Consider the following 22,890-nt stretch of genomic DNA (forward strand, 5'->3'; position numbering starts at 1 on the left):
TACTGCAGGGGGGACCCTGTGGGAGAGTAGGACGCCGCCGAACAATCATTCAGAAGAGCCCCCGCCGGGTGAACCGGGCGGGGGCTCTTCTGTTGTAGGGTCAACGTGCATTGTCGTGACACAGGACAGGAGGACCCGGGTGGAGGTCCAGGAGACGCGGGTCCAGACCGATCGCGTCCTCACCATCCCCAACCTGCTGAGCATGGGCCGGCTGGTCGGTGTTCCGGTTTTTCTCTGGCTCATTCTGTGGCCCGTCTTCGGCGGGCCGAAGAACGACGGGTGGGCGCTGCTGATCCTGATGCTCAGCGGAATCAGCGACTACCTGGACGGAAAGCTCGCCAGGCGGTGGGGGCAGATCAGCCGGGTGGGGCAGCTGCTGGATCCGCTGGCCGACCGGCTCTATGTGCTGTCCACGCTCGTCGGATTGACGTGGCGTGAGTTCCTGCCGTGGTGGGTGACGGCGATTCTGCTGGCCCGTGAGGTCTTCATCGCCTCGTTGCTGCCCATTCTGAACCGGCACGGTTACGGGCCGCTCCAGACGAGTTTCCTCGGCAAGGCCGCGACCTTCAATCTGATGTACGCGTTTCCGCTTCTCCTGCTCGGCGGCATCGACAGCTGGATCGCGCGGCCGGCCGAGGTGGTGAGCTGGGCCTTCATCTGGTGGGGGACCACGCTGTACTGGTGGTCGGCGATCCTTTACGCGGTGCAGGCGCGGCAGATCATCAAGGCGGGTCCCGCGGGCTCGGCGTCCACAGTCTGAGACGTGATCTGAGAGAAGTCCCACGCCGTCCCGGTGCGTCGGACGATACCTTCCGGGTAGAGAACCCTCTGGAACGGTTTGATGGACCTGCAGGTCCACCACCGCGAAGGAGGACGCACCCGTAATGAAAGCCGTAGTAATGGCAGGGGGCGAGGGCACCCGACTCCGCCCGATGACCTCCAGCATGCCGAAGCCGCTGCTTCCGGTCGCGAATATGCCGATCATGGAGCACGTGCTTCGGCTGCTGAAGCGGCACGGCCTCTCCGACACCGTCGTCACCGTGCAGTTCCTGGCGTCACTCGTCAAGAACTACTTCGGTGACGGCGAGGAACTGGGCATGCACCTCACGTATGCCCATGAGGAGACGCCACTAGGCACTGCGGGGAGTGTCAAGAACGCCGAGGACGCGCTCAAGGACGACTCCTTTCTGGTGATCTCCGGTGACGCGCTGACCGACTTCAATCTCTCCGAATTGATCGACTTTCACCGCAGTAAGAACGCACTGGTCACGGTCTGTCTCACCAGGGTGCCGAATCCCCTGGAGTTCGGAATCACGATCACCGACGAGGACGGCCGGGTCGAGCGCTTCCTGGAGAAGCCGACCTGGGGCCAGGTCTTTTCCGACACGGTGAACACCGGTATCTACGTGATGGAGCCGGAGGTCTTCGACTACGTCGCCGCGGGTGAGTCCGTGGACTGGTCGAGTGACGTCTTCCCGCAGCTGTTGAAGGAGGGCAAGCGGGTCTACGGCTACGTCGCCGAGGGCTACTGGGAGGACGTGGGCACCCACGAGAGCTACGGCAAGGCCCAGGCGGACGTCCTGGAGGGCAAGGTCGAGGTCGAGCTCGACGGCTTCGAGATCTCGCCGGGCGTCTGGGTGGCCGAAGGGGCGGAGGTGGACCCGGAGGCGGTGCTGCGCGGGCCGCTGTACATCGGGGACTACGCCAAGGTCGAGGCCGGCGTGGAGATCCGCGAGCACACCGTGCTGGGCAGCAACGTGGTGGTCAAGCGCGGCGCCTTCCTGCACAAGACGGTGGTGCACGACAACGTCTACGTCGGACCGCAGAGCAATCTGCGCGGCTGCGTGGTCGGCAAGAACACCGATGTGATGCGGGCCGCGCGGATCGAGGACGGCGCGGTGATCGGGGACGAGTGCCTGATCGGCGAGGAGTCGATCATCGGGGCCAACGTCCGGGTCTACCCGTTCAAGACCATCGAGGCCGGCGCCGTCGTCAACACCTCGGTGATCTGGGAGTCGCGCGGCCAGGAGCACCTCTTCGGGCTCCGCGGCGTCTCCGGCATCCTCAACGTCGAGATCACCCCGGAGCTGGCCGTGCGGCTGGCGGGCGCGTACGCCACGACCTTGAAGAAGGGGGCCACCGTCACCATTGCGCGTGACCACTCGCGTGGTGCCCGTGCGCTCAAACGGGCGATGATCTCGGCGCTGCAGACCTCCGCGATCGACGTCCGCGACCTGGAGAACGTGCCGATGCCGGTGGCCCGGCAGCACACCGCGCGGGGGAGCGCGGGCGGGATCTTCCTGCGGACCACGCCGGGTGTGCCGGACTCGTTGGACATCCTCTTCTTCGACGAGCGCGGGGCGGACCTCTCGCAGGCCGGGCAGCGCAAGCTCGACCGGGTCTACGCACGTCAGGAGTACCGGAGGGCGTTCCCGGGCGAGATCGGGGACCTGACCTTCCCGTCCAGCGTGTTCGACTCCTACGCGGGCAACCTGCTGCGGGCGGTGGACACCACCGGGGTCCGGGAGGCCGGGTTGAAGGTGGTGGTGGACACCGCGCACGGCAGTGCCGGGCTGGTCTTGCCCAGCATCCTCGGCCGGCTCGGGGTGGAGGCGCTGACCGTCTCCAGCGGGCTGGACGAGGCGCGGCCGACCGAGGACGCGGAGACCCGGCGGGCCGGGCTGGCCAGGCTCGGCGAGCTGGTGGCCTCCTCGCGGGCGGCCTTCGGGGTGCGGTTCGACCCGGTCGGCGAGCGGGTCGCCTTCGTGGACGAGCTCGGTCGGGTGATCGACGACGACCGGGCGCTCCTGGTGCTGCTGGACCTGGTCGCGGCGGAGCGGCGCAGCGGGCAGGTGGCGCTGCCGGTGACCACGACCCGGATCGCCGAGCAGGTCGCGGCGTACCACGGGACCCAGGTCATCTGGACCACGACCACGCCGGACGACCTCGCGAAGGCGGCCTCCGCCGAGGGCACGGTGTTCGGCGGGGACGGGCGCGGCGGCTTCGTGGTGCCCGAGTTCAGCGGGGTGCTGGACGGCGCCGCGGCCTTCGTCCGGCTGGTCGGCCTGGTGGCGCGGACCCAGCTCACGCTGAGCCAGATCGACGCGCGGATCCCGCAGGCGCACATCCGGCGGCGGGACATCGCGACGCCGTGGGCGGCGAAGGGCATGGTGATGCGTTCGGTGGTGGAGGCGGCCGGCAGCCGGCGGCTGGACACCACGGACGGTGTCCGGGTCGTCGAGGCGGACGGGCGCTGGACGCTGGTGCTGCCGGATCCGGCCGAGGCGGTCACCCACCTGTGGGCCGAGGGTCCGGACGACGAGGCCACCGATGCCCTGCTGGACGAGTGGGCGGCGGTGGTGGAGGGCGCGGGGCGGTGACGTCCTGAGCGGACGGCCCCCTGAACGGCGGGGCGTGCGGAGCCATCCGCACGCCCCGTTGTCCGTTTTCACCTCATTCGGAATGGTCCGTCGCTTTCCGTCCATGTGTATGGCGTGTGTGCAGCTCAGGGGCCGTGCGCAGGGCCCTCCGCCGTCGTGGGACGATGGTCCGCATGCCAGCGACGCCGACGCCGAGTGCTCCGAACGGGCGGTACAACCGCCCCGACGCCTCGATGTCCCTGCTGACCAACGTGATGGACCACAGCCTGGACGAGGGCTACGCCGAGGCGGCCGCGGCCCGGGGCGGTGAGCACGACAGCCGGATACCCCGCACGCTGCGCGGACTGCTGACGCTCGGCGCCGGACTGGCGCTGGTCGGAACCGTGGTCACCGTCGGCGCGGTGAACGCGCACAAGGCGGAACCGACGCTGGCCAAGGAACGGGACGCGCTGATCCACCGGATCAACGACAGCAACGGCTCGGCGGACCGCCTGCAGAAGGAGGTCCAGGACCTGCGGCGCAAGGTCGACGACACCCAGCAGCAGGCGCTGGCCTCCGGGGACGGCGGCAGCAGCGGCCTGACCGGTGAGGTCGGGCTGGGGGAGGTCACCGGGCCCGGGGTGAAGCTGGTCCTGGAGGACGCGGCCGGAACCGGCGGCGGGGGCAACGTCGACCCCCGGGCCGGGCAGGGCTTCTCCAACAGCGGCCGGCTGCGCGACCGGGACCTGCAACTGGTGGTGAACGGTCTGTGGGGATCCGGGGCGGAGGCCGTCTCGATCAACGGCCAGCGGCTGACCGCGCTGTCCGCGATCCGGGCGGCCGGTGAGGCCGTGCTGGTGGACAACCGGCCGCTCGTGCCGCCGTACAACATCCAGGCGATCGGGGACGGGCCGAAGCTCCTCACCGCCTTCGAGAACGACATGGCCGGGCAGTACCTGCGGCTGCTGGAGGAGAAGTACGGCATCAAGTCGACGCTCTCCACCCAGAAGAGCCTGACCCTGCCGGCGGCGGTCGGCGTGTCGCTGCGGAGCGCCCAGCCCGTCACGCCCGAGGCCTCGCCGACCGGGTCCGCGTCGGCGTCCCCGTCAGCCGGTCCGTCGGCCGGTCAGAGCGGGACGCCGTCGAGCGTCCCGGGAACCTCGGAGAGCCCCGCCGCGTCCGTTTCACCGTCCGCGCCCGGTGCCGGGCCGTCCCCGAAGCGGCGGCCGTCCGGCGGATCGACCAAGACCACCACAGGGACAGGAGCAGCTAGACCGTGATTGCCGTACTGGGTCTCGTGATCGGGGTGGTCGTCGGGCTCTTCGTCCAACCCGAGGTGCCCGACGCCGTCGTGCCGTACCTGCCGATCGCGGTGGTGGCGGCGCTGGACGCGGTGTTCGGCGGCGTCCGGGCGATGTTGGACGGGATCTTCAACGACAAGGTCTTCATCGTCTCGTTCCTGTCGAACGTGGTGGTCGCCGCGCTGATCGTCTTCCTGGGCGACCAGCTGGGTGTCGGTTCGCAGCTGTCCACGGGTGTGGTCGTCGTCCTCGGCATCCGCATCTTCTCCAACGCGGCCGCGATCCGGCGCCATGTCTTCCGTGCCTGAGCAGGGCCGCGGGGCGGCGGCGGAGGAGCCGGCGGAGGCAGCGGCGCCGGCGGTCGAGGAGACCGTCGCGGAGCCGGGCGGGAAGGCGGCCGGGAAAACTCCGGAGGAGTCGCCGGGGAAGGCCGTCGAGGAGGCCTCGGCGGTGGCCGGGGCCGGCCGGGACGAGCCCGGAGCTGCGGGGGAGTCGGAGAAGTCTGACGCTGAGGCTGAGCTTGAGACCGTGTCCGCGGCGCCGCCGTCGCCGGTGCGGCTGACGAAGACGCCCGTCGAGGCCGAGGCCGAGGCCGGCACCGACGAGCCGTCGGAAGCAGCGGAGCCGGCGGCCGTCGAGGAGTCGGAGGCCGCCGAGGAGCCGCCCGCCGGGGACCGGAACGCCGGTCGGCGGCGGTTGAAGGCGGCGGTCTGGCCGCCGCGGCTGTCGCGCGGGCAGCTGGTGGTGGCGCTGCTGCTGTTCTCGCTCGGGCTGGGGCTGGCGATCCAGGTGCGGTCGACCAACGACCACCACAACCAGCTGCGCGGGGCCCGCCAGGAGGACCTGGTCCGGATCCTCGACGAACTGGACAGCCGTCAGCAGCGTCTACAACAGGAGAAGGCCGAGCTCGAGCAGTCCCTGGGCAAGTTGGAGAACAGCTCCAACCAGGCCAAGGAGGCCCAGGAGCAAACCAGGAAGAAGATGACCGAACTGGGTGTGCTGGCCGGTACGGTCAAAGCCACTGGTCCGGGCATCGTCCTCACGGTCGATGACCCCCAAGGGCAGGTGAAGGCGGATATGCTGCTGGACACCCTGCAGGAACTTCGAGCGGCGGGGGCGGAGGCGATTCAGATCAACGATGTGCGCGTGGTGGTCAACACCTACTTCACCGACCTGTCGGGCGGTGGGGTGCAGATCGACGGGAAGAAGGTCTCGCAGCCCTATCGGTTCACCGTCGTGGGGAACCCGCAGGACCTGACGCCCGCGCTGAACATCCCGGGGGGCGTCGTGCGCACCCTGGAGAGCCACCAGGCGCGGGCGACGATCACCCAGCAGCAGAAGGTGGTCGTGGACGCCCTGGTGGATCTGAAGACGCCGCAGTACGCCAAGCCGGCTTCGAAGTGACGGGGCGCTCGACGAACGGCCCGTCACGGGCCCGCGGCACCCGGTGCGGGGTGTCGTCGTCGCGTGGGGGAGACTGGTTCGCACCAGTACGCTCCGTAGCACCAACCGCAACACCACACGTCGGAGTACCACTCCAGCAGGCCCGAGCCGCAACCGGGCCCGCAGCCTGTCCGAGGTTCTCACCCTGCCCCGCGGGCGGGTCTGTCACACGCAAGGGGATTCGCCCGTGAGTTTCTTCTCGAAGTTGTTCGGTCGCAACAAGGGCCGCGACGCGGCCGCCGTCGAGGCGCCGACCGCCCGGCACCGCCGGTCGGAGGACGAGCCCGCGGTGCCGGGCATGCGCCCCGCCCCCGAGGCCGGTCAGTACGCCGGTCAGCAGCTGTACCGGGACGGTGCCGCGCAGTACGCCGGGAATCCGGCGGGCTACGGCGCGTCGGTTGACCCCTCCGGCGACCCGCGCATAGGTTTCCCGTCAGGACCCTCAACCTCTGGTGGAGGGTTTGCCCCGGACCCGTACGCCGGGCACAACCCGTCGGGTGTGCCGCGCCAGGAGGCTGTGAACATGGCTGGCCCCACTCCGTGCCCCAGGTGCGGCAACCAGAACCCGGCCGCGGCCCGCTTCTGTTCCAACTGCGGTACGGCGCTGCGCGGCGGCCTGCTGCCGGAGGGGGCGGCGGAGACCACCTCGACGATCTCGATCTCCGGGCTGGAGTCCTACGACCCCTCCGCCACCACCGGCACCGGTACCACGCCGGCGCTGTCGGCCGAGGTGCTGTCGGCGATCGACGCGCTGCCACCGGGCTCGGCGCTGCTGATCGTCCAGCGCGGTCCGAACTCGGGCAGCCGGTTCCTGCTGGACTCGGACGTCACCACGGCGGGGCGTCACCCGCAGGGTGACATCTTCCTGGACGACGTCACGGTCTCCCGCCGCCACGTGGAGTTCCGCCGCACCCCGGCCGGATTCAGCGTCGCGGACGTGGGCAGCCTGAACGGCACCTACGTCAACCGGGAGCGGATCGACGAGGTGCCGCTGAACAACGGCGACGAGGTGCAGATCGGGAAGTACCGGCTGGTGTTCTTCGCCGGCCACAACCGGGGGTACTGAAACCAACGTCGGCGGGAGCCCGAGTGAATACGAATACTCCTTCCTCTTCTCTCGGGGCGGCCAACCCTGCGTCGTCGTCCGGTCCGCAGGCGGACCGCGGCGGGCGCGGGGTGGTCGCGGCCCCCAGGCAGCCGGTCCGTCCGGACCGGCCCGCCGGCCGCCGGCGCGGCGGTGACGAACTGCTGAGCATCGGCGCGGTGCTGGCCTTCCTGCGCGACGACTTCCCCGAGGTGACCATCTCCAAGATCCGCTTCCTGGAGGCGGAGGGGCTGGTCGAGCCGCAGCGCACCCCCTCGGGGTACCGCAAGTTCAGCCCCGCCGACGTGGAGCGGCTGGCCTACGTCCTGCGGATGCAGCGGGACCACTACCTGCCGCTGCGGGTGATCCGCGAGCACCTGGACGCGATCGAGCGCGGTGAGGCCCCGCCCGCGCTGCCGGCCGCCGACGCCCGGCCCGGCCCGCTGGAGGAGGCCGACCGCGAGCTGGTGGCCTCGGCCGAGGTCGCCTCCGGGGTCCGGCTGGGGCGGGCCGAACTGCTGGCCGCCGCCGGGGCGGGGGAGCCCGAACTGGCCGAGTGGGAGGCGTACGGGCTGGTCATGCCGGGCCCAGACGGCGGGTACGACGGGGAGGCGCTCCAGGTGGCCCGGCTGGTGGCCGAACTCGGCCGGTACGGGCTGGAGCCGCGGCACCTGAGGGCGATGAAGGCGGCGGCGGACCGCGAGATCGCCTTGGTGGAGCAGGTGGTGGCGCCGCTGCGCCGGCACCGGAACCCGCAGACCCGGGCGCACGCGGAGGCCACCGCGCGGGAGCTGGCCACGCTGTCCGTACGGCTGCACGCGGCCATGGTCCAGGCCGGTCTGCGACCCCGGTCCTAGACCGTGGGGACGCCCTCCGCGGGCCCGGTGCACCGCGCTGACCAGCGGCGTCGGCCCTGCGCTTTCATATCCGGGGTCGGAGCCATAGGGTTGCCTGTGTGAATGAGCTCGACGTCGTGGGTGTCCGGGTGGAGATGCCTTCCAACCAGCCGATCGTGCTGCTTCGGGAGGTCGGGGGAGATCGATACCTGCCGATCTGGATCGGCCCCGGCGAGGCGACCGCGATCGCCTTCGCCCAGCAGGGCATGACTCCGGTGCGCCCGCTGACGCACGACCTGTTCAAGGACGTCCTGGAAGCGCTTGGCCAGCAGCTCACCGAGGTCCGGATCACCGACCTGCGGGAGGGCGTGTTCTACGCCGAGCTGGTCTTCACCGGCGGGGTCGAGGTGAGCGCCCGGCCGTCCGACGCGATAGCGCTGGCCCTGCGCACCGGCACGCCGATCTACGGGAGCGAGGAGGTGCTCGCGGAGGCGGGCATCGCGATCCCGGACGAGCAGGAGGACGAGGTCGAGAAGTTCCGCGAGTTCCTCGACCAGGTGTCGCCCGAGGACTTCGGGGGCGGCGGCCCGCAGTAGGGCGAACGGCGGACGGGGCTGGTCAGCCCTTTTGCATGCCGTTTTGCCAAAATCCGTCCACCTACCCACACTAGGGGCACGAAAAACCACTCTCCTGAGTGATGTGGTTTGTCTGGCCCGGCGTGGCGATCGTTGACGGGTCATAGGGGACTGCCTACCGTCAGGAGTGGCTGTCCGGGTGGCCGATGCCCGCAGTCGGTTGCCCGCAGCACGAGTGGACGGAGGTAGGCATGAGCAGCACCGGCGATGACGCGGCCGTGGGAGGCCTGTGCTCCGTGCACGTGCCGCGCACCGCTCGCACCGTGTCGGACCTGCCCAGGATGAGCAGGTTCCCGGCCGTGCAGCCGGGCCAGCCCGCGATCGAGCGGCTGGCCCCGACGTCCGAACTGGTCGGCTTCCGCGGCCCGACGGCCTGTGCGGCGGCCGGCATCACGTACCGACAGCTGGACTACTGGGCCCGCACCGGGTTGTTGGAGCCCAGCGTCCGCACGGCGTACCCGGCGACCAGTCAGCGGCTCTACAGCTTCCGCGACGTGCTGCTGTTGAAGATCGTCAAGCGGCTGCTCGACGCCGGCGTCTCATTGCAGAACATCCGGGTGGCCGTCGCCCATCTGCAGGCGGCCGAGCAGGCCGACCTGGCCGGGCTGACGCTGATGTCCGACGGCGCGACGGTGTACGAGTGCACCACGCCGCAGCAGGTGGTCGACCTGTTGAAGGGCGGTCAGGGCGTGTTCGGCATCGCGGTCGGAGCGGTCTGGCGGGAGCTGGAGTCGACCCTCGGGCGGCTGCACGCGGAGCGGACCGACACCGGTGAGACGCTGGTCGGTGACGATCCGGCGGACGAACTGGCGCAGCGGCGCAACCGGGCGGTCTGACCGGCAGCACTTCCACGGGGCCGTGGGCAGGAACGGGGAACCGTTCCGGCCCACGGCCTCGTCGTGTTGCCTGGTGAAACGATCGAGGGAGGGGCACGTGAAGGTCGGCACCGGGATATCGGAGTTGCTGCGGCGTCGGGCCGGCGGGGTGCGGGCGCGGCTGCGGGAGCGCCGTACGCAGCGCAGGGTCTTCCAGGCGACGACGCTGCTCTGCTCGCTCGCGCTGGCGCCCAGCGCCTGGCTGTGGGTCGGGGCGGGGGACCGGGTGGGCACCGTGGAGAGCGCGCCCTCGGCTCCGGTGGCGGTGGTCTTCGGCGCCGGGCTGGACCAGGGCAAGCCGTCGCCGTACCTGGAGCACCGGCTGGTGGCGGCACTGGACCTGTACCGGGAGGGCAAGGTCAAGGCCATCCTGGTGACCGGGGACAACGGGCGGATCGAGTACGACGAGCCGGACGCGATGTACCGCTACCTGACCGAGCACGGCGTCCCCGGGGACCGGGTGGTGCGGGACTACGCGGGCTTCGACACCTGGAACTCCTGCACCAGGGCGCACCGGATCTTCGGGGTGGACCGCGCGGTGCTGGTCAGCCAGGACTTCCACGTCCGTCGGGCGCTGGCGCTGTGCGAGGCGGCGGGGATCCGCTCGTACGCGGTCGGCGTGCCGGAACTGCACGACACCACCTGGCTGTACGGCGGGCTGCGGGAGGTCGCCGGGGCGGGCAAGGCGGCCGTGAACGTCTGGCTGCGGCCGGACCCGGCGTTCCTCGGGCCCAAGGAGGACGGCATCCCGAAGGCGCTGGCGGAGGCCGCGAAGCAGTAGCCGGGGGGCGTGGGCGGGCGCCGGGCGTCGGCCGGGACCTCGGCCGGGTTCGTACGCACTGTCGGACCCGTGCGCGATGATCGGCGGGTGCGATCTCTGCCGAGCATCATCCACCTCGACATGGACGCCTTCTTCGCGGCGGTGGAGCAGGCGGCCAAGCCGAGCCTGCGCGGGAAGCCGGTGGTCGTCGGCGGGCTCGGCGGGCGCGGGGTGGTCTCCACGGCCTCGTACGAGGCGCGGCGGTTCGGGGTGCACTCGGCGATGCCGATGGCCCAGGCGCGGCGGCTGTGCCCCAACGCGGCCTTCCTGTCCGGGCGGTTCGAGGCGTACCGGCAGAACAGCGAGATCGTGATGGGACTGCTGCGCCAACTGTCGCCGCTGGTGCAGCCGTTGAGCCTGGACGAGGCCTTCGTCGACCTGATGGCCGGTCCGTACGGCCCGGTGCTGTCGGAGGCGGACCACGAGACCGGGGAGCGGCTGGTGCTGGCCCTGGCGGAGGACCTCAGGGCGGACATCCAGCGTCTCACCGGGCTGACCGGTTCGGTGGGGGCGGCGGGCTCCAAGCTGATGGCGAAGATCGCCTCCGAGCAGGCCAAGCCGGACGGGCTGGTGCTGGTCGAGCCGGGGCAGGAGCGGGCCGTGCTCGGCCCGATGCCGGTCCGGGCGCTGCCCGGGATCGGGCCGGCCACCGAGCAGGTGCTGCGCCGGGCCGGGTTGAGCACGGTGGCGGACCTCGCGGAGGCGGGGGAGGCGGAGCTGGTCCAGCTGCTCGGGCGGGCGCACGGCACCGGGATCTTCCACATGTCGACAGGGCTGGACGACCGGCCGGTGGTGGCCGACCAGGATGCCAAGTCCGTCTCGGTGGAGGACACCTACGAGGTGGACCTGGCTGACCGGGACCGGGTGCTGCGGGAGGTGGAGGCGCTCGCCGGGCGCTGCGTCCGGCGGCTGCGCTCGGCCGGGCGCTCGGGCCGAACGGTGGTGCTCAAGGTGCGGCGGTTCGACTTCTCGACGCTGACCCGCTCGGAGACCCTGGGCGGGCCCACCGACGACGCTGCGGTGATCACGGCGACGGCCCGGCGCCTCGCCGAGCAGGTGGACATCACCGGCGGGGTGCGGCTGCTCGGGGTGGGCGTGGCCCAACTGGCCGACTACACCCAGGAGGACCTCTTCGCGCAGGCGCTGCGGGAGGAGGCGGCGGAGCACGCCGAGGTGGCCGAGGCGGCGGTGGCCGAGGAGGAGCCGGAGGAGGTCGTGGTGCGGCGCTGGATGCCCGGACAGGACGTCCGGCACGCCGAGCTGGGGCCGGGGTGGGTCCAGGGCAGCGGAGTGGGGCGGGTGACGGTGCGGTTCGAGACGCCGTGGAGCGGGCCGGGCCGGGTGCGGACCTTCGCGGTGGACGATCCGGCGCTGGAGCCGGCCCGGCCGCTGTCGCTGCGGCAGCCGGAGGAGCCGGACGCGGACGGGGCTGAGGCGTAGGGGGCTGAGGGACGGTGCCCGAGGCGGGCGGGCGCGGTAGCGGCCCGGGAACGCGGAACGGCCCCACCCGGTAGGAAGTACCGGGTGGAGCCGCATACCGTGCCGGGCCCCGGACGGTCGCGATGCCCTCGCGACCGGGCGGAGGCCCGGGCCCGCGCGTCCTGTCCCTGAACGCGCGGGCCGGACGCCTCGTCAGGCGTCGGTCTTGGCCAGCTCGGGGCTGGAGTCCTGCCGGGCCGCGCCGCCGGCGACGGTGACGGCCGGCTTGGTGGTGCGGATCAGGAAGGGGACGACGCCGGCGATGACGCAGACGACGGCCGTGACCCAGAACGCGTGCTTGTAGGCGTCCAGGGTGGGCAGCAGCACCGGGATCTTGATCGGGAGCTTCATGGTGTCGCCGGTCAGGATGGCGGTCATCACGGCGGTGCCGATCGCGCCACCGACGGTGCGCAGCACGGAGTTCATGCCGTTGGCGATGCCGCTCTGCTCGACCGGGACGGCGCCGTTGATGAAGGCGGGCATCGCGGCGAAGGCGAGACCGATACCGAGGCCGAAGATCGCGGAAGCGGTGTAGATGTCGCCCTCGGCGCTGTGCCGCAGGGCCAGGTAGGCCATCGCGATCGCGCCGAGGACGCCACCGAGGACCAGCGGCAGGCGCGGGCCGCGGCGGGCGATCATCAGGGCGCCGATCGGGGCGGCGACCATCGAGCCGATCGCGGACGGCAGCAGCATCACACCGGCGTGCAGCACGGTCGCGGTGAAGCCGTAGTGGGCCAGCTTCTCCGGGGTCTGGGCGAAGTTGCTGATGACCATGAACGAGCCGTACATGCCGAAGCCGATCAGCAGGCCGGCCAGGTTGGTGAAGGCGACGGCCGGGCGGCCCATCATCTTGAGGTCCACCAGCGGGTGGGCGACCTTGGTCTCGATGACGCCCCAGATCAGGGCGACCACCGCGGCGACGGCGAACAGGCCGAGGGTCTTGGTGGAGGTCCAGCCCCAGTGGTTGCCCTGGCTGACCGCGACCAGCAGGGCGGAGAGCCAGCCGGCCAGGGTGAGCGCGCCGAGCGGGTCGGCGCCGCCCTCCTTGTCGGTCACCGGGTCGGTCGGGACCCGGAAGGCGACCAGGGCGATGGCGAGCAGGCCGAAGGCCAGGCCCATCCAGAAGATCGACTTGTAGTTCCAGTGCTCCAGCAGCAGGCCGGTCGCGACCAGGCCGAGGCCGGAGCCGACGCCCATCGAGGCGCTGATGGCGGCGACGCCGCCGGTCACCTTCTGCTTGGGCAGCTCGTCACGGACGATGCTGATCGCCAGCGGCATCACGCCACCGCCGGCGCCCTGGAGGACGCGGGCGACGATCAGCCAGGTGAAGGAGTGGGTGCAGACGGCCAGCGCCGAACCGGCGATCAGGCCGGCCAGCGAGATCAGCAGCATGGGCTTGCGGCCCCGGAGGTCGCCGAAGCGGCCCAGCAGGGGAGTCAGCACGGCCGCGGACAGCAGGTTGGCGGTCATCAGCCAGGTGATGTTCGACCCGGAGACGTCCAGTTCCTTGGCCAGCGACGGCAGGATCGGGACGACCGCGGTCTGCACCACGCTGAAGGACAGCATCGCCAGGATGAGGGCCGGCAGGACCCGGGCGTTGCTCTGCTTCTCGGCCGCAGTGGTGGGCTGTGGTGCCTCACTCACGGTTGCTTCCTCCCGTACATAGTGAATGAACTCAAGTAACTGTGCGGGTGGATAGTTCATGATGTCAAATATCGAGTGGTTAAGGTTTGGCAAAGTGGGGAACTACGGCGCAACACGAGGGCCCCGGACCGGAGTCCGGGGCCCTCGTGGAACGGGCGGAGATCGGGGAGGTCAGGCCAGCGGGCGCAGGGCGGCGGGCCGGGGGCCGTCGGCCGCGTGGACGAGCGCCTCGCCCGCCTCGGCCGGTGCGGTGGCGGCCGTGTCGTCGTGGACCTCGACGTGCTCGCGGCGGAGCTCGTCCCGGACCACCTCCTCCTCCGTGTAGCGCTCCACCACCAGGCGGACCCGCTCGATCGGGGCGAGGTACTTGCGGACCACCGGCCGCTCCTCACGGAGGGTCACCTCCTCGACCGCCTCGTCGATCTCCTTCTCGGTCAGCGAGGCCAGCTCGGCCTCGCCGACCGGCATCCGCTCCACCCGGACCCGCTCGCGGACCACCGGGACGCGGCGCTCGACCTGCTCGCTGGTCACGTACTTGCGCAGCTTCGCGGTGCCCAGCACGTGCCACTCGGTGGTGATGTCCAGCCGCTCCTCGCGGCAGGTGATCTCGACCGGGCCGCTGGGGGCCGAGGAGGCGGCGGTGCCGTTCGCGGCCGGGGTGGTCGCGGCGGGCTGCGGCTTCGGCTCGGCCAGGTGGGCGGCGGCCGGCGCGAGGACGGTGCCGTTGGCGATCGGTGCGGGGGTGCTGAGGGTCCGCACGTGGGCCTCCGTGGCGGTGTCGGTGCTGGTGTGGGTCGTGCCGGTGCTGGTCATGGTGGTCGTGCCCGTCGCGGTCGCGGTCGCGGCCGGGGCGGGGTCGGGGTCGGGGGAGTGGAAGGCGATCGGCTTGGCGGCCGCGGCGGCCGTGGTGGTGCCGAAGTCGAGGTCCGGCCGGTCGTCCCGGGCGGGCTCCGTGGTGGCCGGACGGCCGTCCGCGGGGGTGTCGAGGCCGTAGTAGCGGTAGAGCTGGAGCTCCTGGGCCGGCGACAGGTGCTGGCCCACGCCGAAGTCCGGCGAGTCCTTCACCAGCGACTTGTCGTACGGCACCCGGAGCTCCTCGCCGGAGAACTCGCTCGTGGTGAGCGGGACGAAGGCGTCCCGGCCGAAGATGCCGGTGCGGACGGCCGCCCACTCCGGATGCCCGGTGGCGTCGTCCAGGTACACCTCGTCCACCGTGCCGATCTTGTCCCCGTTGCGGTCGACCGCCTTGTGGCCGATGAGGTCCCTGGGGTCGATGTCGGTCTGCACTCTTTCCTCCAAGCGCTGCGCCTGCGGAACTCCCGCAGGTGAGGCGGCCGGAGCACCCGTCCCGTCCGCCACTTCACACCAAAAGCCATCAATCGGACGCGCGCGACCGGGGTGCGCCGGACGGGCTCCGCGCTGGGCCGTCCGGGGGACGCGCGTAGACCCGGAGTGACCGGACGCACCCGTGATCGGAAGCCCTCCCGCTGGTACCCTGGGCCGCGACCGCCGAGCCCGCTCGGGAGAGTCCCCGACAGTGAAAACCGCTGGTCGGGGCGCCGAAGGAGCAACTCCTCCCCGGAATCTCTCAGGCATCCGTACCGTGCGGGATAGGTCACTCTGGAAAGCAGGGCAGGACCGCCGGCGCGGGAGCCGACGATCACCACCCTCACCGACGGTGCAAGCCGACGGCGCGCCATCGCGCGGCGTGCGGGCGAAGCTCTCAGGTCCCGATGACAGAGGGGGAGGCCTTTCGGGTCCGCCCGCCCAGGTCGGTCCGCTGTCCGCAGCGGCGCGACCGGCCGGCGTGCGTACCCCCGCCGGTCCGTGACCAGGAGGCCTCGACCACCATGAACGCCCAGCCGAACGCGGGACGCCCCACCAGCGCCTCGACCCTCACCGAGCTTGAGCTGGCCAGCCCCTTCGAGAACCGCCACATCGGCCCCGACGCCGCCGCGCAGGAGAAGATGCTGGCCTCCGTCGGCTACGGCTCGCTGGACGAGCTCGCCGCCACCGCCGTTCCCGAGGCGATCCGCTCCATCACCGCCCTGGACCTGCCCGCCGGCCGCAGCGAGGCGCAGGTCCTCGCCGAGCTGCGCGAGCTGGCCGGCCGCAACCAGGTGCTCCAGCCGATGATCGGCCTGGGCTACTACGGCACCTTCACCCCGCCGGTGATCCTGCGCAACGTCATGGAGAACCCGGCCTGGTACACCGCGTACACCCCGTACCAGCCGGAGATCTCGCAGGGCCGCCTGGAGGCCCTGCTCAACTTCCAGACCCTGGTCTCCGACCTGACCGGTCTGCCCACCTCCGGCTCCTCGCTGCTGGACGAGGGCACCGCGGCCGCCGAGGCGATGGCGCTGGCCCGCCGCGTCACCAAGGTCAAGGGCGGCGTCTTCCTGGTCGACGCCGAGACCCTGCCGCAGACCGTCGCGGTGATCAACACCCGCGCCGTGCCGACCGGCGTCGAGGTCGTCGTCGCCGACCTGTCCGAGGGCATCCCGGCCGAGATCGCCGAGCGCGGCGTCTTCGGCGTGCTGCTGCAGTACCCGGGCGCCACCGGCGTGGTCCGCGACCTCACCGCGGTGATCGAGCAGGCGCACGGCCTGGGCGCGATCGTCGCCGTCGCCGCCGACCTCCTGGCGCTGACCCTGCTCAAGTCCCCGGGCGCGCTGGGCGCCGACATCGCCTGCGGCACCTCGCAGCGCTTCGGCGTCCCGATGGGCTTCGGCGGCCCGCACGCCGGCTACCTCTCGGTGCGCGCCGAGTACGCCCGCTCGCTGCCCGGCCGCCTGGTCGGCGTCTCCGTCGACGCCGACGGCAACCGCGCCTACCGCCTGGCCCTGCAGACCCGCGAGCAGCACATCCGCCGCGAGAAGGCCACCAGCAACATCTGCACCGCCCAGGTGCTGCTCGCCGTGATGGCCTCGATGTACGCCGTCTACCACGGCCCGGACGGCCTGGCCGACATCGCCCGCCGCACCCACCGCTACGCCGCCGCCCTCGCCGAGGGCCTGCGGGCCGGCGGCGTCGAGCTGCTGCACGGCGAGTTCTTCGACACCGTCACCGCCGTCGTCCCGGGCCGCGCCGCCGAGATCGCCGCCGCCGCCCGCGCCAACGGCATCAACGTGTTCCAGGACGGCGAGGACCGGATCTCGGTCTCCGCCGACGAGACCACCACCCGCGAGCACCTGGCCGGCGTCTGGGCCGCGTTCGGCGTCCCCGCGGTCGAGGTCGCCGAGGCCGCCGACGCGCTGCCGGCCGCGCTGCTGCGCGAGGACGAGTACCTGACCCACCCGGTCTTCCACAGCCACCGCTCGGAGACCGCCATGCTGCGCTACCTGCGCCGCCTCTCGGACCGGGACTACGCGCTGGACCGCGGCATGATCCCGCTGGGCTCCTGCACCATGAAGCTCAACGCCACCACCGAGATGGAGGCGGTGACCTGGCCGGAGTTCGGCCAGCTGCACCCCTTCGCGCCGGTCGACCAGGCCGCGGGCTACCTGACCCTGATCCGCCAGCTGGAGCAGCAGCTCGTCGAGGTCACCGGCTACGACGCCGTCTCGATCCAGCCGAACGCCGGCTCCCAGGGCGAGCTGGCCGGCCTGCTGGCCGTCCGGGCCTACCACCACGCCAACGGTGACGCCCAGCGCGACGTCTGCCTGATCCCGTCCTCGGCGCACGGCACCAACGCCGCCTCCGCGGTGATGGCCGGCATGCGCGTGGTCGTGGTGAAGACCCTGGTCGACGGCGACGTGGACGTCGAGGACCTCAAGGCCAAGATCGAGCAGCACCGCGACAACCTGTCGGTGCTGATGGTCACCTACCCGTCGACCCACGGCGTGTACGAGACCCAGATCACCGACATCTGCGCCCTGGTGCACGAGGCCGGCGGCCAGGTGTACGTCGACGGCGCCAACCTGAACGCCCTGGTCGGCCTGGCCAAGCCGGGCAAGTTCGGCGCGGACGTCTCGCACCTGAACCTGCACAAGACCTTCTGCATCCCGCACGGCGGCGGCGGCCCGGGCGTCGGCCCGGTCGCGGTGCGCGCCCACCTGGCGCCGTACCTGCCGAACCACCCGCTCCAGGAGGAGGCCGGCCCGGCCACCGGCGTCGGCCCGATCTCGGCCGCGCCGTGGGGCTCGGCGGCGATCCTGCCGATCTCCTGGGCGTACGTCCGGCTGATGGGCGGCGAGGGCCTCAAGCACGCGACCCAGGTCGCCGTGCTGAACGCCAACTACATCGCCAAGCGCCTCGCGCCGCACTTCCCGGTGCTCTACACCGGCCCGGGCGGGCTGGTCGCGCACGAGTGCATCATCGACCTGCGCCCGCTGACCAAGGAGACGGGCGTGACGGTGGACGACATCGCCAAGCGCCTGATCGACTACGGCTTCCACGCGCCGACGATGTCCTTCCCGGTGGCCGGCACGCTGATGATCGAGCCGACCGAGTCCGAGGACCTGCACGAGATCGACCGGTTCTGCGACGCGATGATCGAGATCCGCGGCGAGATCGACAAGGTCGGCTCGGGCGAGTGGGCGGCCGACGACAACCCGCTGCGCAACGCCCCGCACACCGCCGCCGTGCTGGCCGGCGACTGGGCGCACGGCTACTCGCGGCAGGAGGCGGTCTTCCCGGCGGGCGTGAACCCGGCGGACAAGTACTGGCCGCCGGTGAGCCGGATCGACGGCGCGTACGGCGACCGCAACCTGGTCTGCTCCTGCCCGCCGCTGGACGAGTACGGCGTCTGATCGACCGCGCAGGAACAAGGCAGGGCCCCGGCAGAACGTTTCTGCCGGGGCCCTGCCCTTGTGTGCTGTCCGGGTGTCGGACGGGTTACCGCGTGGGCTCGGGCCGTGGCGGCGCGGGCGGCGGGGCGGCGTGGGCTCAGGCTGCGTGGGCGACCGGGCGGCGCGGGGCGATCACCCGGCCGTCGGGCAGCAGTTCTCCGGTGTCCTCGAACAGGAGGACGCCGTTGCAGAGCAGGCTCCAGCCCTGCTCCGGGTGGCAGGCCACCGGCTCGGCCGCTTCGCGGTCCTCGGACTCGGCCGTCGGGCACTCAGGACGGTGCTGGCACATACGCGTACCCTCGCTTCGCTCTGCGATCCTCCCCGTGGTGCGGTTCCCGGAGGTCGAGCCGTCCGGGGCCGCCGTGGTGGTCGGATCCTGTCCGCGTGCCGGCCAGGTTTGGCCAGCACTCAAGTGGGTAGGACAGGGGGTCCTTCCACGCTGGTTCCCAGTGTCGGCATCTGCGGACGCGCGCGCAGCAATTTCGTGACATGCGCCACAACTCCGGGGCAGAGATCACCCGTTCAGGTGGGGCCGGGGAGAAATCGCGCACCAGTGGGCCAGTCGGGGCATGGCCCGAGAGGGCCATGGCGGATGGCCCGTCCGGGTAGTGGCCGTTCGGGTGAGGGCGGCGGGCGGGGCGGGCGCGGCGAAGGGCCGCCGGGCGCGGTGCCCGACGGCCGGTGCGGTGCGCGTCCTCAGGGGGAGCCGAGCAGCAGGGATCCGGCCAGCGGGGCGCGGGCGAGCAGCGGGAGCAGCTCGGCGGCCGGGTAGGCGCGGTGCGCGGTGACCCCGAGCGGGGCCGGGGCCAGCGGGATCAGCAGGTCGGCGGACGGGCCGGCGTCGGGGCTGTGCAGCCAGAGCGCGGTGGCGTACTGGCCGGGGAAGGTGAGCAGCCGGGGCTGGCGGCGGGAGCGGGAGCCCTGGGCGAGCTGCCAGGCCTCGCGCAGTGCCCGGACGGTGGAGGAGAGGTACGGGCCGGCGGTGAAGTGGGAGAAGGTGTGGCCCTCGGGGCTCTGCACCACCTCGGCGGCGGCGGCCACGTCGGGGCCGTCCTTGATCAGGAACCGCCAGCCGGTGCGCCGGGCGGCGGGCAGCTCGGGGCGCGGGCCGTCCAGGACGTGCACCGCGAGCGGGTGCGCGGGGAGCAGTGGACCGGTCGGGTGACGCAGCGCGGCGGCGGCGGGCTGGCGCAGCGCGGTCTCCGAGTCGAGCGCGCCCAGGACCGCGCGCAGGGCACTCGGTGGGGGCTGGGGGGTCTGCAGGGTCATGGCGGGGTCCGCCTCTCCAAGCGAGATCGGCGTGCGAGTGCGGCATACCGGCGCGGCTCGGTGCGTCCACGGTGACGGGGGCCGGCCTTGTCCGGTTGTGCAGGATCGCGGCGCCGGCGCGGTCTCCGCCGTCGATGAGGGACTCGGGGCGGGAGCGGACCGGCCGGAGCGCAGTGCGAACTCAGCGGCTTCATCGAACAAATGCGCAGGGTGATCTGTTTATCACAGGCGGTGGCGGCGGGCAAGTCTGCAGATGACCTGAATTCCCGTCAGATGCCTTGCAATGCAAGCCAGTACAAGCATTCGGGTATCGATCTTCGAGGTGGGCATGATGCTGGCACGGTCGACCGGCCGGGTGTCTCAGGAGGAGGGGACCGTGGGCGAGAAGGTCGTGGCGACACGGGCGGATCTGGCGGACCGGCAGCAGTACCGGCTCAAGCTCCAGGCCTGCCTCGACGCGCTCGGGCGGATGCTGCGCGAGGACCGCTTCGACCGGCCGCGGGCCGTGATGGGGCTGGAGATCGAGCTCAACCTGGCCGACGAACAGGGCCTGCCGGTCATGCGCAACGCCCAGGTGCTGAGCGCGATCGGGTCCAGCGACTTCCAGACCGAACTGGGCCAGTTCAACATCGAGGTCAACATCGTGCCGCACCGGCTCTGCGGGCACGTCTTCGAGGAACTGCGCGAGGAGATCGACACCGGGCTGCGGTACGCCGACCGGCAGGCGGCCGAGGCCGGCGCCCGGATCGTCATGGTGGGCATCCTGCCGACCCTGGAGAACGACCACACCGGGCTGGACGCGATGAGCCACAACCAGCGCTACAGCCTGCTCAGCGACCAGATCCTGGCCGCCCGGGGGGAGGACATCGCGCTGGACATCGAGGGCGTGGAGCACCTCCAGCTGGAGTCCATCACGATGGTCGCCGAGGCCGCCGCGACCTCGCTGCAACTGCACCTCCAGGTGACCCCGGAGCGGTTCTCCTCGGTGTGGAACGCCGCCCAGGCGATCTGCGGGCCGCAGCTGGCGCTCGGCGCCAACTCCCCCTTCCTGTTCGGACGGGAGCTGTGGCGGGAGACCCGGCCGGTGCTCTTCCAGCAGGCCTGTGACACCCGTTCGGCGGAGCTCAAGGCCCAGGGCGTGCGCCCGATCACCTGGTTCGGCGAGCGCTGGGTGGACTCGGCGTACGACCTGTTCGAGGAGAACCTGCGCTACTTCCCGGCGCTCCTGCCGATCTGCGACGACGAGGACCCGCTCAAGGTGCTGGCCTCCGGCGGCGCGCCCAGGCTCGCCGAGATGCGGCTGCACAACGGCACCATCTACCGCTGGAACCGCCCGGTGTACGACGTCTCCGGCGGGGTCGCGCACCTGCGGGTGGAGAACCGGGCGCTGCCGGCCGGGCCGACGGTGGCCGACACGCTGGCCAACGCCGCCTTCTACTACGGGCTGGTGCGGGTGCTCGCCGAGCAGCCCCGGCCGGTCTGGACCCGGCTGCCGTTCGAGCGGGCGGACGAGAACTTCCGCCAGGGCGCCCGGTACGGCATCGACGCGGTGTTCCAGTGGCCGCGCCCCGGCCGGGCCGGCCGCGGCGGCGGGCTGCAGACGGTGTCGGCGGTCGACCTGGTGCTCAACGAGCTCCTCCCGATGGCCTACCAGGGGCTGGACGAGTGGGGAGTGGAGCCCGCCGACCGGGACCGCTACCTGGGGATCATCGAGCAGCGCTGCCTGCGCCGCACCAACGGCGCCGCCTGGCAGAGCGCCACCTTCCACCGGTTGCGCGAGCAGTACGGCATGGACCGCCCGGCCGCGCTCGCCGCGATGACCAGGCGCTACGCCGAGCACATGCGCGGCGGCGAACCGGTGCACACCTGGCCGGTGGGCTGAGCCCGCCGCTGTGTCAGGATGATCGCTCCGGTCGTCGGCCGACGACCGGAGCGACCGTCCGTCCGCTGGAGCACCCGTGACGACCCGCCCGACCGTGCCGGAGACCGTGCGGCCCGACCGACGCCTGCTCGGCGTGGAACTGCTGGTCGTCCTCGGCCTCTCGCTCGGGGCCAGCGGGATCAGCGCGCTGATCAGCTTCGCGGGCTCGCTCACCGAACCGCTCCAGCTCGGGCAGCAGGTCGCCACCCTGAACGGCTCGCGCGCGCCCGGGCGGCCCTGGCTGGACCTGGTCTGGCAGCTGTACTACATCGGACGCGGGCTGATGCCGGTGGTGCTGGTCGGCTACCTGCTGGTGCGCGAGGGCGCCTCGCTGCGGGTGCTGGGCTTCGACCTGCGGGAGAAGCTGCGCGACCTGGGCCGGGGCGCGGCCGTCGCGGCGGCGATCGGCGGCTCCGGGCTGGTGCTGTACCTGGCCTCGCAGGCGGCCGGGTACAACCTGACGGTGGCGCCCTCCGGACTGCCGGACGTGTGGTGGCGGGTGCCGGTGCTGGTGCTGTCGGCCTGGCAGAACGCGATCCTGGAGGAGGTCGTCGTCCTCGGCTACCTGCTGCGCCGGCTGGGGCAGCGGGGATGGTCCTGGCCGGCGGCGGTGGTGGCCAGCTCGGTGCTGCGCGGCTCGTACCACCTGTACCAGGGGGTCGGCGGGCTGGTCGGCAACATGGTGATGGGGGCGGTGTTCTGCCTGCTGTACCGGCGCTGGGGGCGGGTGATGCCGCTGGTGGCGGCGCACGCGCTGATCGACACGGTGGCCTTCGTCGGGTACGCGCTGCTCGCCGGGCACGTCAGCTGGCTGCCGACCCCCTGACCGGTGATCCCGACAGGGACTGGCTGCGCGGCGGGCGGGCGAGCAGCCGGTCGACGTGCCGGCGCTCCAGGCCCCGGCCGGGGTCGATCGGCAGCAGCAGGCGGTCCCGGCGCCACAGCGAGCGGCGGACCAGCCGGGACGGGATGACGTCGTCCACCCAGGCGAACGGGCGGCCCTCGGCGTAGCGCAGCAGCGGTGCCCACTTGCGGGCGGAGAACAGCTGCATCAACGGGACGTGCGGGTCGCCGGGTTGCTGGACGTACCCGGTGAAGCGGACGAAGGGGAGCGGGTCCAGGCCGATCGCCGGGGCGATGTGGGTGTTGGCGTGCTCCTCCCAGGTGGTGGCCCAGACCAGCTCGTACGTCCCGGCGAGTTCGCGCAGCCAGGCGCCGTGCTCGGCGGAGAGCAGGACGGCGTAGCCGAGCAGGGTGTGGGTGTCGAACCCGGCGTCCGGAGGCGGGCAGACCGGGTTCAGCACCCCGTCGACGTCCAGGAACAGCAGTGGCTTCGGCACCGGTGGGCCCCCAAGTGGATGGATCTTCCTACCCGGTCGGACGAACCGTCGGCCCCGATGGTTGCTTTCCGACGGGCGCACGCGGGGCGCACAG

The 22,890-nt window shown here is 71.9% G+C and carries 18 protein-coding genes, 1 pseudogene and 1 riboswitch; of the genes and pseudogenes, 14 read left to right on the plus strand and 5 right to left on the minus strand.

The window, feature by feature from the left end; all coding sequences use genetic code 11:
* Nucleotides 1-139: 139 nt before the first annotated feature.
* From ACFWXO_RS33540 to ACFWXO_RS33590, 11 genes and pseudogenes are all read left to right on the plus strand, one after another.
* The gene (locus ACFWXO_RS33540; RefSeq protein WP_375893575.1) at nt 140-760 is read left to right on the plus strand and encodes a CDP-alcohol phosphatidyltransferase family protein; all 621 of its coding nucleotides are present in this window, start codon (nt 140-142) and stop codon (nt 758-760) included.
* 124 nt (nt 761-884) lie between these two features.
* A complete protein-coding gene (locus ACFWXO_RS33545) occupies nt 885-3,380 on the plus strand; it encodes a sugar phosphate nucleotidyltransferase (RefSeq protein ID WP_380528700.1) in 2,496 nt (831 codons plus the stop codon).
* Between the two features lie 233 nt (nt 3,381-3,613).
* A pseudogene (locus ACFWXO_RS33550) lies at nt 3,614-4,450 on the plus strand (DUF881 domain-containing protein); the annotation flags it as partial.
* A 185-nt stretch (nt 4,451-4,635) separates the two neighbouring features.
* Nucleotides 4,636-4,968, plus strand: coding sequence for a small basic family protein (locus tag ACFWXO_RS33555; protein ID WP_030062488.1), 333 nt, complete (start codon nt 4,636-4,638; stop codon nt 4,966-4,968).
* On the plus strand, nt 4,961-6,064 hold the full coding sequence (locus tag ACFWXO_RS33560) for a DUF881 domain-containing protein (RefSeq protein WP_380528702.1): 1,104 nt from the start codon (nt 4,961-4,963) through the stop codon (nt 6,062-6,064). The genes ACFWXO_RS33555 and ACFWXO_RS33560 overlap by 8 nt, the downstream gene beginning before the upstream one ends.
* A 562-nt stretch (nt 6,065-6,626) precedes the next feature.
* On the plus strand, nt 6,627-7,169 hold the full coding sequence (locus ACFWXO_RS33565; RefSeq protein WP_360242294.1) for an FHA domain-containing protein: 543 nt from the start codon (nt 6,627-6,629) through the stop codon (nt 7,167-7,169).
* A gap of 182 nt (nt 7,170-7,351) precedes the next feature.
* Nucleotides 7,352-8,044, plus strand: coding sequence for a MerR family transcriptional regulator (locus ACFWXO_RS33570; RefSeq protein WP_375893682.1), 693 nt, complete (start codon nt 7,352-7,354; stop codon nt 8,042-8,044).
* Between the two features lie 98 nt (nt 8,045-8,142).
* On the plus strand, nt 8,143-8,619 hold the full coding sequence (locus ACFWXO_RS33575) for a bifunctional nuclease family protein (RefSeq protein ID WP_375893581.1): 477 nt from the start codon (nt 8,143-8,145) through the stop codon (nt 8,617-8,619).
* A gap of 230 nt (nt 8,620-8,849) precedes the next feature.
* On the plus strand, nt 8,850-9,494 hold the full coding sequence (locus tag ACFWXO_RS33580) for a MerR family transcriptional regulator (protein ID WP_380528703.1): 645 nt from the start codon (nt 8,850-8,852) through the stop codon (nt 9,492-9,494).
* Nucleotides 9,495-9,591: 97 nt separating this feature from the next.
* Nucleotides 9,592-10,314, plus strand: a complete 723-nt coding sequence (locus tag ACFWXO_RS33585) for a vancomycin high temperature exclusion protein (protein ID WP_375893585.1) — start codon at nt 9,592-9,594, stop codon at nt 10,312-10,314.
* A gap of 87 nt (nt 10,315-10,401) precedes the next feature.
* On the plus strand, nt 10,402-11,793 hold the full coding sequence (locus ACFWXO_RS33590; RefSeq protein ID WP_380528705.1) for a DNA polymerase IV: 1,392 nt from the start codon (nt 10,402-10,404) through the stop codon (nt 11,791-11,793).
* Nucleotides 11,794-11,985: 192 nt separating this feature from the next.
* On the opposite strand, the gene ACFWXO_RS33595 is transcribed toward ACFWXO_RS33590, so the two are convergent.
* Nucleotides 11,986-13,476 (minus strand): MFS transporter, encoded by a 1,491-nt coding sequence (locus tag ACFWXO_RS33595; RefSeq protein WP_380402126.1) that lies wholly within the window; start codon nt 13,474-13,476, stop codon nt 11,986-11,988.
* Between the two features lie 171 nt (nt 13,477-13,647).
* Nucleotides 13,648-14,763, minus strand: coding sequence for a PRC and DUF2382 domain-containing protein (locus tag ACFWXO_RS33600; protein WP_380528707.1), 1,116 nt, complete (start codon nt 14,761-14,763; stop codon nt 13,648-13,650).
* 223 nt (nt 14,764-14,986) lie between these two features.
* Nucleotides 14,987-15,090: riboswitch (glycine riboswitch) on the plus strand.
* A gap of 236 nt (nt 15,091-15,326) precedes the next feature.
* Between ACFWXO_RS33600 and gcvP the strand changes: the two genes are divergently transcribed.
* On the plus strand, nt 15,327-18,227 hold the full coding sequence (gene gcvP, locus ACFWXO_RS33605) for an aminomethyl-transferring glycine dehydrogenase (protein WP_380402120.1): 2,901 nt from the start codon (nt 15,327-15,329) through the stop codon (nt 18,225-18,227).
* Nucleotides 18,228-18,363: 136 nt separating this feature from the next.
* On the opposite strand, the gene ACFWXO_RS33610 is transcribed toward gcvP, so the two are convergent.
* Together ACFWXO_RS33610 and ACFWXO_RS33615 are read right to left on the minus strand one after the other, a co-directional pair.
* Entirely contained in the window at nt 18,364-18,555 is a 192-nt protein-coding gene (locus ACFWXO_RS33610) for a DUF5999 family protein (protein ID WP_360242315.1), read from the minus strand.
* Between the two features lie 407 nt (nt 18,556-18,962).
* Nucleotides 18,963-19,535 carry a hypothetical protein gene (locus ACFWXO_RS33615; RefSeq protein ID WP_380402117.1) on the minus strand — a complete coding sequence of 191 codons (573 nt, stop codon included), beginning with the start codon at nt 19,533-19,535 and terminating at the stop codon, nt 18,963-18,965.
* Between the two features lie 376 nt (nt 19,536-19,911).
* Here ACFWXO_RS33615 and ACFWXO_RS33620 point away from each other — a divergent pair, with 376 nt between their 5' ends.
* Together ACFWXO_RS33620 and ACFWXO_RS33625 are read left to right on the plus strand one after the other, a co-directional pair.
* Nucleotides 19,912-21,417, plus strand: a complete 1,506-nt coding sequence (locus ACFWXO_RS33620) for a glutamate--cysteine ligase (RefSeq protein WP_380528710.1) — start codon at nt 19,912-19,914, stop codon at nt 21,415-21,417.
* Between the two features lie 76 nt (nt 21,418-21,493).
* Nucleotides 21,494-22,282, plus strand: coding sequence for a CPBP family intramembrane glutamic endopeptidase (locus ACFWXO_RS33625; protein ID WP_375893597.1), 789 nt, complete (start codon nt 21,494-21,496; stop codon nt 22,280-22,282).
* Here the strand turns inward: ACFWXO_RS33625 and ACFWXO_RS33630 are convergent.
* A complete protein-coding gene (locus ACFWXO_RS33630; protein ID WP_380528711.1) occupies nt 22,260-22,796 on the minus strand; it encodes an HAD domain-containing protein in 537 nt (178 codons plus the stop codon). The genes ACFWXO_RS33625 and ACFWXO_RS33630 overlap by 23 nt on opposite strands.
* Between the last annotated feature and the right edge of the window lie 94 nt (nt 22,797-22,890).

Source organism: Kitasatospora sp. NPDC059088, assembly GCF_042738155.1.
Taxonomy (GTDB): Bacteria; Actinomycetota; Actinomycetes; order Streptomycetales; family Streptomycetaceae; genus Kitasatospora.